Genomic DNA, 14,797 nt, shown 5'->3' with positions numbered 1-14,797 from the left:
TATGTTAATTAAATTAGAAAATATTCAAAAATATTACAAAGTAGGGAAAGATGAATTACATGTTTTAAAATCCTTAAATTTAGAAATTGAATCTGGAGAATTTGTCATGATAATGGGTAAATCTGGTAGTGGTAAAACCACTTTACTTAACATCTTAGGTTTTCTTGATGTGTTTGACGAAGGAAGATATATATTTGATGGCACAGATGTAACTAATCTCAGTGAAAATGAGCGTTCTGTTTTTAGAAATATCAATATTGGTTTTGTTTTTCAACAATTTAATTTAATAGAAACTTTAAATATATATCAAAATGTAGAGCTACCTCTAATTTACAATAAAATATTAAAAAAATCTGAAAGAGAAGAAATTGTTAAGAGCAAACTAAAATCTGTTGGGCTTTTAGATAAAATCAAACAAAAACCTCTTCAATTATCTGGTGGTCAGCAACAACGTGTAGCTATTGCACGTTGTTTGGCAAATGACCCTCAAATAATCTTTGCTGATGAACCAACTGGAGCATTGGATAGTGAAACTAGCAGGGAAATTATGGAACTTTTGACAGAACTTAATGAACAAGGCAAGACTATAATAATGGTTACACATGATCAGGATTTGACTAAGTATGCAACTAAGGTCATACGACTTAAAGATGGTGTGTTTACTTCGGAGGTGTAATCATGGGCTTATTAAAAAATTCTTTGGCTAATTTAAAGGGGCACAAGCTTCGTGTCTTTGTAGCTTTACTTTGGATTATTATAGGAATAACTTCAGTAATACTTGTTAGTTCTATAGGTAATGGATTTCAAAAAGAAATCAAGAAATCTGTAAATAACGCTAATCCTAATAAAACTACTATTTCATTTGAATCAGCTGATAACACAGGTCTTACCAATGATATGAGTATATTTTTAAAGCCATTCAATGCAAAAGATTTAGAAGAATTATCATTTGTTGAAGGTGTAGAAAGAATTGCTCCTGCAAGAGATGGATTTAATCTTGATTCAACTTATTCTTCTGAGGCATCTTTTGATAAAAAAACGACTTATGTGGAAGTTGGACCAGTAAAAAAAGATTCAAAAATAAATTTAATCTGTGGTAGAGATTTTTCCTTGGATGATGAAAAAAGAAAGGTAATTCTACTTACACAGCAAAGTGCAAGTGAAATTTTTGAAAATCCAGAAGACGCTTTAGGCCATGGTATTAATGTAAATGGAACTATATTTGAAATAATTGGAGTATTGGATGATTCTTCTAACCAACAACAAGCTGGAGGATTTTTAGGAGGTTATCAAGATATGCAATTTATAACTTCTCTTATACCTAAAAAAGCTTTTGATAGTCTAATGAGTCAAAACTCTTACTCCACTGAAATTTATCAGTTAGACTTAGTTTGTTCTAAAGGATATAATGTGAATGAAGTTGCAAACAATATTATAGCTAAACTATATGAAATGCATCCTGGTATCAATGGTTCTTATACTACACCAGACCCAACTGAACAAACAGCTTATCTTGAAAGCATCAATTCTAATGTCAATAAATATGTATCTATAATAACTGTAGTTGCAATGTTTGTTGGTGGTATTGGTGTAATGAATATAATGTATGTATCAGTTATGGAAAGACAAAGAGAGATTGGTATAAGACGTGCTATTGGTGCAAAACCTAGGTCTATATTATTTCAATTTTTAGTTGAAGCTGTTTTTATAACGGTATGTGGAGGAATTTTAGGAACTATAGTTGGATTTATTGCTACTAACTATGTTTCTAAATACATTGGATTTGAAGCAATTCCTAGCTTAAATAGCTTACTTTATGCTATTTTGGCTACTATATTAACTGGAGTTGTATTTGGTTTAATACCAGCCTTTAAAGCCTCTAAACTAGACCCTATAAAGGCAATTTATAAATAGTATTTCCATTAATAAGTTATTATTTTTAAATTGTTTTCTAAAACATGCTTAAATATTTAATGCACTATTATATATGATAGATTAAGAACTTAATCTTTTTCAAATCAAATATAATAGTGCATTGTTATTTTCAAAATTACTAATGAATTATTTGCTTTAAATATTTTTAATATTAATATCTAATCTATTATGCCTCTTATGAAATCTGTTTTGTTATCACAATAAGAGTTAACATCATACCTATAAAGTTTTGCTAGCTTCTTTTTTAAGTCAGAATATTCTTTAACCTTATCTGGATTTAGTCTCAAATACTCTCGAAATTTAATATGCTCTAAATATCCTTTCCCATCTTTAGGACATACATATAAATTATGCTCCATGAAACTAGTTGTCTCATAAGAAAATGCTTCTCTTCCTTCTACTTCTAAATTGCCTAGATGTTTATACCCTAATTTTTTTAGTTTACTGACAACATCATTTAAGTAGCTATAATCTCCAATTATTATATCAACATCTAATCTAGGTTTTGCAGAAAGCCCTTCAACAGATGTGCTACCAACATGTTCTATTTTCAAAATCGAATTACCTAGAGTCTTTTCTAGTGTAGATTTTAATTTTTCAAACTCATACTTCCAATTTGGATTATAATCTACTATTTCAACAATTTTTGTAGTTAATCCTGTTACTTTTAATTGGTAGACATCATGTTTCATTACTTGTCCTCTATAAATCTTGTCGCACTCAGATATTTTCTTCATACCTAGTTTTTTTGCCACATTTATAGATGCTATATTTTCAGGTCTGATATCTGCTACTAAAGTATCTACATTTAAGTTTCTAATAGCATAATCTATACATATAGTAGCACCTTCTGTAGCATAACCTTGATTCCAATATTCTCTTTTTACTATATAACCTATTCCTAACCCTATGTCCTGTTTTATAAGGCCTATTTGCCCCACTACATTATCTATATACTTATCTATAACAATAAAATATCCATATCCATCATTATTATATCTCTGTATATTTCTATCAATCCATTCTGTAACTTCTTCATCAGAAAAAGCATGTTCCCATGCATACATTACTTCTGAATCTTGTAACATTTTACTTATTTCCTTAAAATCACTATGATTCATTTGTCTAATATATAATCTTTTGCTTTCAATCACTGTATTCACCACCCTTAAAACACAACCTTAAGCGTTGTATACAACTTCTCCATTACATATAGTATAATTAACTTTCCCATATAGAGATTTACCTCTAAATGGGGAATTGTCAGCTTTAGAAGCAAAATCTTCAACTATCCATTCTTCTTCAGGATTAAATATAACAATATCTGCTACTGCTCCTTCTTCTATAAAACCAACATTTAAATTGTATAGTTTTGCAGGATTTGTAGACATTTTTTCTATTAACTGCATCATACTAAGATGATTTTTATATACTAAGTTTGTTATTCCAAGAGACAACGAAGTTTCAAGCCCTATAATACCACTTGGAGCTTTTATAAACTCTCTATCTTTTTCTTCTTTACTATGAGGTGCATGGTCTGTTGCTATTATCTCAATAGTACCATCATTTAACCCTTCTATAATCTTATCTCTATCCCACTTAGTTCTTAAAGGCGGATTCATTTTTGCATTTGTTCCAAACTCTAATACATCTTCCTCAGTCAGTGTAAAGTGATGTGGTGAAGCTTCTGCAACTACGTTTGCTCCAAGATATTTTGCAAATCTAACCATATCAACAGAAACCCCAGAACTTATATGTTGTATATCAATCTTAGCACCAGTTTTTAGTGCTAACATGCAATCTCTAGCAACCATTACATCTTCTGCTACATTCGATGCACCTTTTAGACCAAGCTCTGAAGCTATCTTTCCTGCATTTACGCCAGGATTTCCAACTAAAGAAGGGTCTTCTTCATGAAAACTAAGTGGTACATCTAACTCTTTTGCCTTAATCATTGCTTCCATAATTAGACTGCTATCCATTAAAGGTAATCCATCATCAGTAAATCCTGGAACTCCAGCCTTTTTAAGATTTTCCATATCCACTAACTCTTTACCTTCAAAACCTTTTGTTATAGCTGCTGCTTGTAAAACATTTATACATGCATTTTTTGCTTTTTCCTTCACATAGTTAAAAGTATCTTCATTATCTACAATTGGGTCAGTATTTGCCATACATATAACTGTTGTAAATCCACCTCTAGCTGCAGATTTAGCTCCACTATCTATATCTTCTTTATATGTAAATCCTGGGTCTCTAAAATGTACATGTACATCTACTAATCCAGGTGCAACTATATTCCCACTAGCATCTATTATTTTTTCAAATTCATCATTTTCATCAAAATTACCTATTTTATAGATTTTATTTTCTTTTATAATTAAATCTATTTTCTCATCTCTTTGACTCTTAGGGTCTATCACTCTACCATTTTTAATTAAAATCATGTTATTTCTCCTTTATAATTTTCATTTATATAGACTCATATAATATTATACATTATTTTACATACTTAAATACAAAATTACGTTTGACATCAATAGCCTTTTTAGGACAAAGTTCATGACAACAGTAACATCTTATACATTTATTTAAATCTATAAGAGCACCTCTATTCCCTATCTCTATGGTATTTGCAGGACAAGCTTCCTTGCACTTTCCACATTTTATACAATCTTTAAATCTAACCACTGGCTTTGGTGTTATAAGTTTTGAAATAGGTTCATTTAAAAATTTTGGCAATTTTACAGAAAATAGCCTTAAATCTTTACTTACAATTGGTACCTTATAATCTTTTATAATTAAATCCTTTATATCTTCTCCTACAATCTCAATATCTAAAAAGTCTTCTTTTATATACTCTCTTTTAATAGCCCCTCTAATTGTAGCAACTTTATTTGGAAGCAAACCTATAATCTTACATGCAACAACATCTATAGCATATGGATTTTGTGATGCTAATAAAACACCTATTTCTTTAGGGTTTCCTGCTGAAGGACCATCCCCTTCCATCCCTACAATTCCATCCATAATTGTCAGTGTCGGATTTACATAATCACAAATATCTAAAAGTACATTTTCACAAAATAATTCCTCTGTAGGAAATCTATAATGTATTTCTGCTTTTTTTAATCCAGCTATACATCCATATAAGTTTTTTGTTCCACCAGTAAAAGTTGCCATCACATGTGTTTTTAATTTACAAAGATTTATTACATAATCAGCATCTATTACTGGTTTAATAATATCCATATATTTAAGAGCATGCGCTTTTTCACTATGTATCTTAACATCTGAAACATCATAATTTAATTTGATACCTAAATCATTTGCTACCTTTTCAATTCCAGATGTCTTATATATACTTTTAAGAGAGGCTTGATTATATGGTCCACCAGGACTATCTGCTACTACTACATCACAGTTTAATTCTAAAAGCTTTTCGCATACAACCCTTACTACCATAGGATGAGTAGTTGTAGCTTCTTCAGGCTTTTTTTTCATCAGTAGATTTGGTTTTACAAGTACTTTACTTCCTTCTTTTACAAACTTGTTAAGCCCTCCAATGTCCTCTAAAATTTTTTCAATAGAAAATCTTACATTTTCATACTCATAATTTTTACAGCTTCTAACAGATACCGATTTCATATTATCTTCACCCTTTTATTACAAAGATTTTTTTATATTTTTTGTATAATTTAAAAAAGGAGAAACCAAAGTTTCTCCTTTTAATCTATGTTTTTAATTATTATTTTCCAAAATGTCTATTTAATAATCCTAAGAATGCTTTACCATGTCTAGCTTCATCTTTACACATTTCATGTACTGTATCATGTATAGCATCTAATCCTAATTCTTTAGCTCTCTTAGCTAATTTTAATTTCCCATCAGTTGCACCATATTCAGCGTCAACTCTAACTCTTAAGTTTTCTTTTGTATCTGCAACTACAACTTCTCCAAGAAGTTCTGCAAATTTAGCAGCATGTTCAGCTTCTTCAAAAGCTATTCTCTTATATGCTTCTGCTACTTCTGGATATCCTTCTCTATCAGCTTGTCTACTCATTGCTAAATACATTCCTACTTCTGTACATTCACCAGTAAAGTTAGCTCTTAATCCTTCGATTATTTCTGCATCCACACCTTGAGCTACTCCTATTCTATGTTCGTCAGCCCAAACCATTTCACCTTTCATTTCTTCGAATTTATCAGCTCCAACTTTACATACTGGACATTGTGCTGGTGCAGCATCTCCTTCATGTATATATCCACATACTGTACAAACAAATTTTTTCATAATTAAATTCCTCCCAATTTTATATTAATTAAATTTTTATTTTAAAGTTTAATAACTTGCTACAAGAATATATATACCCCATGTACTATAGTTTAAACACTAAAAATAAAATTTATTTCCTAATTAATTTTATCACTTTGAAACATTGGTATCAACTAAGTTTTGATGTCAAATTTCTACATAATATATACTTTATTTGATTAATTAGGAAACAATTGTCTATTTAAATACTTTCTAGTGAAGAATCTTTTGACTCTTTAAGTTCTACTTTTTTACTTTTTAAAAATGATAATTTAGTTTCTGCTGTTATAATTGCACCAAATATCAATATACTACCAATAACTAATTTGGCTGTAATAGGTTCTTTTAAAATTATTATAGAAAATATAGTCCCAAATATAGCTTCAGTAGATAGTATTATGGCTGTTCTAGTTCCATCAACTCTCTTTTGACATATAGTTTGGAATAAAAACCCTATTGAAGTACTAAATATAGCTAAATATATAGTTCCCATATATCCAGACAATTCAGCTTCCATTTTCAACTGTCCTGCAAATGTCTGAACTACTAAAGACAGTAAAAATGCTACAGTAAATTGAATAGCTGTTAATGCCATTGGATTGTTATCTTTAGCAAATTCGCTAGTAAAGAATATATGAAATGCAAATCCAAATGAACATATCAGTGTTAATAAATCTCCAAAATTAATAGAGAAATCAGCCTCTAAAGAAAGTATACCTATACCTACAAGAGCTACTAAACTACTTATTAATCCTATTTTATCTAGTTTTCTTCTATAAAGTATAAATCCTATGAATGGAACTATTACAACATTTGCTGCTGTTATAAATGCATTTTTAGATGGTGTAGTGTACATAAGTCCAATGGTTTGTACTGTAAAGGCTAAAAATAAAAATATTCCTAAAAGCCCTCCTGCTTTTAATAAATGCTTTCCCATATTGGCACGAATTTGTTTAAAAAATAATAAATTCATAATTACAGCTGCCAAGAAAAATCTTATAGTTATTATTTGTAGAGGTGTAAGCCCACCATCTAGTGCAAATTGGGTTGCTACAAAGCCACTTCCCCATATAATTGCTATGAATATTAGTCCTATTTCTCCAAAGTATTTTTTCAATAAAGCCCCCTCCTTTTTATTTTTTTGCAAAATTATAAACCCCCTAAACAGCAAGAGAGTTTTTCTATAAGCATTACTATAAATTTATATAGTTATAGTAAATTTTTTCAGTATTTTAAATCTAGATTTATATCCACTATTTAACATTAATATATTAATCATTTTTTGTAAACACCTTTTTAATAAATTTTTACCTTTTTTATATTTTTTTTACTTATATTAAATTTTTTTATAGATAATTTCAATATCTAGGATACTTTTATATTATGCAAATAATGTTGTATAAGTTACACTTTAGTTATTTTAGTTACAACTTTGTCGGTTTACTTTTTCTACTTTCTTCGATATAATTATAATATATTTTTGATACAATTCGACAAAAAGGGGGAATGTTGAAATCATGGTAAAAAAAAGAAAAAAGAAAACTATGGCACTTACTATAATTGTTGTAATAGTTATTGGTATTTTTTCTATGGCATGGGCGGATATGTCCAAGAAAAGAGAAATTAAAGAAACTCAAGAAAAGCTTAAAGCTGAAAAATTAGAAAAAGAAAGAATTGAAAAAGAAAAAAATGAGCCTATCATTGGTGCAAAAAAAGAAGCTGCAAAAGAATATGGATATGACGCAAAATTAGTTTGGGATAAACTTAACAAATACGACTATTCAAATAATGGAGAAAAAATAGTATTCCTTACATTCGATGATGGACCATCTACTACTAATACTCCACAAGTCCTAGATATCTTAAAAAGACACGATGTTAAAGGAACTTTCTTTATTAAGGGGGATTCTCTTGAACGAAAAGGTGCCAATGAAATTTTAAAAAGAACATTTGATGAGGGAAATGCAATAGCTCATCACTCATATTCTCATGACTACAAAAAACTATACCCTGGCAGAAGCCTAAATCTTGATACATTTGTAAATGAACTTAATAAAACAGATGAAGCCATGAAAAAAGTTCTAGGAAAGAATTTTTCATCACATGTAGTTAGATGCCCAGGTGGATATATGTCATGGAAAAATATGGAACCTTTAGGTAACTACTTAAAAGAAAAAAATATGGCATCAATAGACTGGAATGCTCTAAATGCTGATGCAGAAGGTAAAAAGAAAAATGCTCAAGAGTTATTTGAACATGCAAAGAAATCTTCTGAAGGTAAAGAAATAGTTGTACTTTTAATGCATGATACTTATGGAAAGCAAGAAACAGTAAATGCACTAGACCAAATTATAACATATTTTAAAGATAATGGTTACCAATTTAAAACCTTAATATAATAAAAAAGCAAGTTCATTGATTATACTTTTATATAACCAACGAACTTGCTTTTATTTTACTTTACTAACTCTATTTTTACAAATTTTTTCTTTCCTATTTGAACAACAAGTTCGCTTTCTTTAGCAACTGTACTTAAATCTTCCACTTTCTCACCATTTACTTTTACTCCACCTTGAGATGCTAATCTTCTAACTTCACTCTTACTTTTAACAATCTCATTAGAAACTAATACTTCAATTAAATCAAATTCTTCTTGTTTAACTTGAATTGTTTGTATATCTTCAGGTATTTGACCTTTTTGGAATACAGATTTAAACCTTTCCTCAGCTTCTTTAGCAGCTTCTTCTCCATGGTATAAAGTTACTATTTCTCTTGCTAGATTCATTTTTATATCTCTTGGATTTACTGAACCATCTTTTAACTGAGTTTCAATTTTATTAACTTCATCAGGATGAACATCAGTTACTAAATTATAGTATTTAACTATAAGTTCATCAGGAATCTCCATAGATTTTTGGTACATTATTCCAGCTTCTTCATCTATTCCAATATAGTTACCTAAACTCTTACTCATTTTTTCTTTTCCATCTAAACCTTCTATTAAAGGCATCATTATTACTATTTGAGATTCCATACCAAATTCTCTTTGTAAAGATCTTCCCATTAATAAGTTAAATCTTTGGTCAGTTCCACCAAGCTCTATATCAGCTTCTAATGCTATTGAATCATATGCTTGCATCAATGGATAGAAAAATTCATGCACTGATATTGGCATTTGTCCTTCATATCTCTTCTTAAAATCTTCTCTTTCCAACATTCTCGCAACAGTAATAGTTGCAGCTAATTTTATTACATCTTCAAAGTTTAATTTAGCTAGCCATTCACTATTAAATCTTACAATAGTTTTTTCTTTATCTAAAACTTTAAATATTTGTTCTTGATAAGTTTTTGCATTTTCAAGAACTTGCTCTGTTGTTAAAGCTTTTCTAGCTTTAGATTTTCCAGTTGGGTCTCCAATTTTACCTGTAAAATCTCCAATTATAATTACTATTTGATGACCTAAATCTTGTAATTGTTTCATCTTTCTAAGAACTACTGTATGACCTAAGTGTATATCTGGAGCACTTGGATCTAACCCCAATTTTACTATCATAGGTTTTCCTTCTTTTTCTGATTTAATAAGTTTTTCTCTTAGCTCTTTTTCGTCTATTAAGTCGTCTACACCTTTCATAATGATTCGCATTTGCTCGTCTATTGATTTCATTTTCATTCCTCCTAAAATATTTATATAATCTATGATTTTTATTTTTATAATAAAAAAAGCTCTCATCCTATTAAAAGGACGAAAGCATTGCTTACGTGTTACCACCTTAGTTCACTAATATCTCACGATATTAATCTCTGTAGAGTATAATTTGTTTACTCATGTACTATAACGTGTACTATTCCGATATCTCTTAGTGGTTGTTATCTTTCAGAGATATTGCTCCAAGATGTATTCAAACTAAATCAATTTATTCCATTTCACCAAACTGGAACTCTCTGTTAAATAAAATTCAGCTCTACTTCTTCTCTTCACAGCACTTATATATTCAGATTATTTCATCAATTACAAGAAATTTTTCTTAACTTACTCATAATATATTATTATTTTTACATTTTGTCAACCTTTTTTATTATTATATACATGTTTTTTTACATTATACTACTTTTTTATATTTTTTACCAATGTATAAAGTTTATTTTTCAATTAAAATATTTATTTGTTTATCGACAATATTAATTTGAGTCAATCTTATATTCATTTTCTTATTTAAAAATGCATTTATAATTATTAATCCAATAACAGTTATCTTAAACATTAGAAATAAAGATATAACTACTATCAAAAAAGAAATTCTAGCGTATGCTACTTTTCCAAATTTAGTTATTATAAAATTTTGTAGTGACATACAGGAATCTCTAATAACAAAATACATACACAAATATCCAATTGATATAAAAATTGTTTTTAAGTAAACTAACTCAGTTTTAATATTTAATATATTTGTAACTTCAAAAATAGTTAAATAAAACACACACATATAAAAAACTTTCTTTGAGCAACATAAAAATTGATTTAAAAATCTAAAACTCTTAAACACTAGAAACTTTTTTAATGCATTAGAGTTTAAAATATGTAATTTATGTCCCATAATCAAACTTAAAAAGTATATACAAAAAACCATTCCAAAAGGAAACAGTGCTATCAGTAAGTAAAAAATAGAATCTGAGTATTCATTAAAATAAATCAATTTACTATATCCTTGAAATTCTCTCATAAAACTGTATCCTATTAATGCTGAAGCATATATATCAATAAAAACCATTATAATGACTCCAATAATTGAACCATATACTAAATCATCCATAACTGTTGATGATTTACTTATCAAATAACCACATATTATACCAAGTAAGACACTCTGACTTGCCCAAATAGCAGTTCCCAAGTTTCCAAGCACCAAGGAAATTATTAAAAGAGATATAACTCCAGATAAAACAGTATACTTTAAATCACACTTTAAACATATTATACAAAAAAATATTGGCACTATAAAATCTAAATAAATGGCATATCCAAACCCAGTCCCTACAGCTATAATTGTTATTACTATAAATAAAGACGACAATAAAGCCGCTTCAGTTAATTTTTTGGTAGTATTCAAAACAACTTCCTCCACAAACCATAATTTTTCTAACTAATATTTTGTTTTTAATACAGTATAACACTTTTTTAAAATATTTTTAACACATACCTATTTTAATAAAAGTATTACTGTTAAAAATTATAAAATGGTATAATATATCTTAATATTTGGTTTTAATATACTTAGGAGGTAATTATTATGTTTAAAATAAAACACTTTAATGATTTAAGTCTAAATGAGTTTTACGAAATAGCAAAGTCAAGATATGAAGTATTTGCATGCGAACAGAGGATATTTTCATTAAATGATTATGATGATGTAGACAAAAACTCTTATCATATATTTTTAGAAGAGAATGGGTTGATTTGTGCTTATGCCAGAATAATCCCTAAAAAATATAGCTCTTATAATGATGTTTCTATTGGTAGGGTTTTAGTTCTTTCTACTCATCGAAAAAAGGGCTTGGCAAAGAAAATGATGGACTGTGCTATAGACTTTATAAAGGTTAATTTGCATGAAAATAATATAACCTTATCAGCACAGGCTTACATAAAAAATCTTTACTTATCTTGTGGTTTTAAAGAAATTTCAGAAGTGTATGATGAAGCAGGTATTGAACATATTAAAATGAGATTATAGTGTTGACAAGCTAACATTGTTAATATATAATTAAATCATAAATTAAATATTGAATTGATATCTAGGTATTTGAAAATACCTTATATAAGTCAGAAGGCTTTTGCGCTTTCTGACTTTTTTATTATCAAAATTCAATAATTATATAGATTCAAAATGTTAATTTTTATTCTATATTCTACTTTCCCCAAAAGTAAGAATTATACCCAACTTTGTGATAGGCATATTGCCTATCTTTTTTTTGCAAAAAGTAACAAGGTAATAGCATAGTGCATAGTTTAAAATAAGAAGATTAGCTCAGGCTAAATTTCATGCATGGAGGTGCTACTATGAAAAACCTTAATGATATTCAAGTGAAAAAAACTGTTAAAGTTGAAGATATATTATCTAGTGGTAATTTAAGAGAGAGAATGTTAGCGCTTGGTCTTACTAGAGGAGCTGTTATAGATGTAGTTAGAAAAGGACCAAAAAATAATTTAACTGTCTACAATATCAGAGGTAGCAAGATAGCTCTACGACAAGAAGAAAGTAGACTAATATTAGTTTCTGACATTTAAAATTTTCTAGCAGGAGGATATTAATATGGGTTTAACACACAACTCAACTAAAATGAATTCTTTAAAAGACATGTTTGATATAGATAACAAGGAAGACCAGTTTGTAATTGCACTAGCTGGTAATCCAAATACAGGTAAAAGTACTGTATTTAATCATCTTACTGGACTTAGACAACACACTGGAAATTGGCCAGGAAAAACTGTAGCTACAGCTCGTGGTAATTTCAAATATCAAAATACAGAGTATGCATTAATAGATTTACCAGGAACATATTCTCTATTTGCTTTGTCACAAGAAGAGGTTGTAGCTCGTGATTTTATATGCTTTGGTAATCCAGATGCAGTAATAGTAGTGTGTGATGCTACATGTCTTGAAAGAAATTTAAATTTAGTTTTTCAAGTAATGGAACTCACAGATAAAGTCATTTTGTGTATAAATTTGATAGATGAAGCTAGAAAAAAAGGTATTAATATTAATAAAGATTTCTTAGAGGAATCTCTTGGAATTCCAGTTGTTTTAACTGCTGCAAGAAATGGTTCTGGTATGGGTGAACTATTAGAAATTTTAAATGATGTATCTTTTGATAGATACAAGTTTAATAATAAGCCAGTAAAATACAGCGAAAATATAGAAAACACAGTAAAATCAATTCAACCAGAGTTAGATGATATCATGCCAAATATAAATTCTAGGTGGTTGGGTCTTAGACTTATTGATGGCGATGAAAGTATTTTTGAATCTATGAGTAATTATATAGATAAAGATTCTATAGATGCTATTAACGAAGTAAAGAAAAAAGTTCCAAATGATATAAACAAACAGAAGACTAGAGATGAATTTACTAAAATCAATTATGATTATGCTAAAAAATTAAGTGATAAGTGTTGTTCTAATAATGCTAAAAAACCAACAGATAGAGAAGAAAAAGTAGATAAAATATTAACATCTAAAATATTTGGACTTCCAATAATGCTCTTATTATTAGGTACTATACTGTGGATTACTATAGAAGGTGCTAACTATCCATCCACTTTATTATCTAATTTATTACTTGGATTTGAACCAAGTATTTCAAATATATTAAATAGTATTAATTGTCCATTGTGGTTAAATGATATGTTAGTATTAGGATTATATAGAACTTTAGCATGGGTAATTTCTGTAATGTTACCTCCTATGGCAATCTTTTTTCCATTATTCACATTACTTGAGGATTTTGGATATTTGCCAAGAGTTGCATTTAACTTAGACCATCTATTTAAAAAAGCATGTGCTCATGGTAAACAGTGCCTGACTATGTGTATGGGATTTGGATGTAATGCTGCTGGAGTTATTGGTTGTAGAATAATTGACTCTCCAAGAGAAAGACTTATTGCTATACTTACAAATAACTTTGTACCTTGTAATGGTCGTTTTCCTACTTTAATAGCCATATCTACAATATTTTTTAGCTCTGTTGTAACTAGCTCTTTTGTATCTAGTATAGCAACTGCATTTTGTATAACCTTATTAATAATTTTAGGAGTTATAATAACATTGTTGGTTTCTTATACTCTTTCCAAAACATTATTAAAAGGAGTTCCTTCTACATTTACATTAGAACTTCCTCCTTATAGAGTTCCTCAAATAGGTAGAACTTTATATACTTCTATAATAGATAGAACAATATTTGTTTTAGGAAGAGCTGTAATGGTGGCTATACCTGCTGGTGTAATAACTTGGATATTTGCAAATATCTATATAGGAGATTTGAGCATATTATCACATGTTGCAAACTTTTTAGACCCTTTAGCTAAGCTAATTGGCCTAGATGGCTTCATATTAATGGCTTTTATTCTTGGTTTTCCAGCAAATGAGATAGTTGTACCTATACTTTTAATGGCTTATCTAGCAACTGGTTCTATGATAGAATTAGATAGCTTTAGTGCTCTAGGTCAAGTTCTTAGAGAACATGGTTGGACTTATTTAACAGCTTTAAATGTTATGTTATTTAGCTTACTTCATTGGCCTTGTGCAACAACACTTTTAACTATAAAAAGAGAAACTGGAAGTTTAAAATGGACTGCCTTAGGATTTTTAATGCCTACTGTACTTGCTTTTGTTGTTTGTTTTTTAACAACTTTTGTTTATAATTTATTTGTATAATTAGCATTTAGTTAACATTAAACTTTATCCTATAAGTATTATTTAAAAATTCATATACTTTATTATTAAAATAGAGGTATATTCAGGTGATAAGTAAAATTACTTATCACGTGAATAT

Annotated in this window: 13 protein-coding genes and 1 other annotated feature; of the genes, 6 read left to right on the top strand and 7 right to left on the bottom strand. The window is 28.7% G+C overall.

The window, feature by feature from the left end; translation table 11 throughout:
- Window position 1: 1 nt before the first annotated feature.
- Window positions 2–676 carry an ABC transporter ATP-binding protein gene (locus tag IC758_RS07645; protein ID WP_227482338.1) on the top strand — a complete coding sequence of 225 codons (675 nt, stop codon included), beginning with the start codon at window positions 2–4 and terminating at the stop codon, window positions 674–676.
- A gap of 2 nt (window positions 677–678) precedes the next feature.
- Window positions 679–1,914 carry an ABC transporter permease gene (locus IC758_RS07640; protein ID WP_227432912.1) on the top strand — a complete coding sequence of 412 codons (1,236 nt, stop codon included), beginning with the start codon at window positions 679–681 and terminating at the stop codon, window positions 1,912–1,914.
- Window positions 1,915–2,093: 179 nt separating this feature from the next.
- Here IC758_RS07640 and IC758_RS07635 read toward each other — a convergent pair whose 3' ends face one another.
- The 5 genes from IC758_RS07635 to IC758_RS07615 all read right to left on the bottom strand — a co-directional run bounded on the left by IC758_RS07635 (window position 2,094) and on the right by IC758_RS07615 (window position 7,397).
- Window positions 2,094–3,089 carry a GNAT family N-acetyltransferase gene (locus IC758_RS07635; protein ID WP_227432911.1) on the bottom strand — a complete coding sequence of 332 codons (996 nt, stop codon included), beginning with the start codon at window positions 3,087–3,089 and terminating at the stop codon, window positions 2,094–2,096.
- Window positions 3,090–3,116: 27 nt separating this feature from the next.
- Complete coding sequence (locus IC758_RS07630) at window positions 3,117–4,382, bottom strand: dihydroorotase (protein WP_227432910.1); 1,266 nt, start codon at window positions 4,380–4,382, stop codon at window positions 3,117–3,119.
- 52 nt (window positions 4,383–4,434) lie between these two features.
- Entirely contained in the window at window positions 4,435–5,583 is a 1,149-nt protein-coding gene (locus IC758_RS07625) for a DUF362 domain-containing protein (protein WP_227834586.1), read from the bottom strand.
- Between the two features lie 100 nt (window positions 5,584–5,683).
- Entirely contained in the window at window positions 5,684–6,229 is a 546-nt protein-coding gene (locus tag IC758_RS07620; RefSeq protein ID WP_009889371.1) for an NADH peroxidase, read from the bottom strand.
- Between the two features lie 223 nt (window positions 6,230–6,452).
- Window positions 6,453–7,397, bottom strand: a complete 945-nt coding sequence (locus IC758_RS07615) for a DMT family transporter (RefSeq protein ID WP_227831134.1) — start codon at window positions 7,395–7,397, stop codon at window positions 6,453–6,455.
- A 370-nt stretch (window positions 7,398–7,767) separates the two neighbouring features.
- Between IC758_RS07615 and IC758_RS07610 the strand changes: the two genes are divergently transcribed.
- The gene (locus tag IC758_RS07610) at window positions 7,768–8,649 is read left to right on the top strand and encodes a polysaccharide deacetylase family protein (protein WP_227482337.1); all 882 of its coding nucleotides are present in this window, start codon (window positions 7,768–7,770) and stop codon (window positions 8,647–8,649) included.
- Between the two features lie 56 nt (window positions 8,650–8,705).
- Here the strand turns inward: IC758_RS07610 and tyrS are convergent, their stop codons facing one another.
- Entirely contained in the window at window positions 8,706–9,914 is a 1,209-nt protein-coding gene (tyrS, locus tag IC758_RS07605) for a tyrosine--tRNA ligase (protein ID WP_227432906.1), read from the bottom strand.
- 71 nt (window positions 9,915–9,985) lie between these two features.
- Window positions 9,986–10,238 (bottom strand) — a binding site (T-box leader).
- 151 nt (window positions 10,239–10,389) lie between these two features.
- Entirely contained in the window at window positions 10,390–11,358 is a 969-nt protein-coding gene (locus IC758_RS07600; RefSeq protein ID WP_227831136.1) for a DUF2232 domain-containing protein, read from the bottom strand.
- A gap of 180 nt (window positions 11,359–11,538) precedes the next feature.
- Here IC758_RS07600 and IC758_RS07595 point away from each other — a divergent pair, with 180 nt between their 5' ends.
- From IC758_RS07595 to feoB, 3 genes are all read left to right on the top strand, one after another.
- Window positions 11,539–11,979 carry a GNAT family N-acetyltransferase gene (locus IC758_RS07595; RefSeq protein WP_227432904.1) on the top strand — a complete coding sequence of 147 codons (441 nt, stop codon included), beginning with the start codon at window positions 11,539–11,541 and terminating at the stop codon, window positions 11,977–11,979.
- 326 nt (window positions 11,980–12,305) lie between these two features.
- The gene (locus IC758_RS07590; RefSeq protein WP_227432903.1) at window positions 12,306–12,533 is read left to right on the top strand and encodes a FeoA family protein; all 228 of its coding nucleotides are present in this window, start codon (window positions 12,306–12,308) and stop codon (window positions 12,531–12,533) included.
- A gap of 25 nt (window positions 12,534–12,558) precedes the next feature.
- Entirely contained in the window at window positions 12,559–14,679 is a 2,121-nt protein-coding gene (gene feoB / locus IC758_RS07585) for a ferrous iron transport protein B (RefSeq protein ID WP_227432901.1), read from the top strand.
- The last annotated feature ends 118 nt before the right edge of the window (window positions 14,680–14,797 follow it).

The sequence above is a fragment of the Clostridioides sp. ES-W-0016-02 genome (assembly GCF_020641035.1).
Lineage (GTDB): Bacteria > Bacillota > Clostridia > Peptostreptococcales > Peptostreptococcaceae > Clostridioides.
Note: the sequence above shows the minus strand (reverse complement) of the source record. Positions and strands in the feature narration are given on the sequence as shown.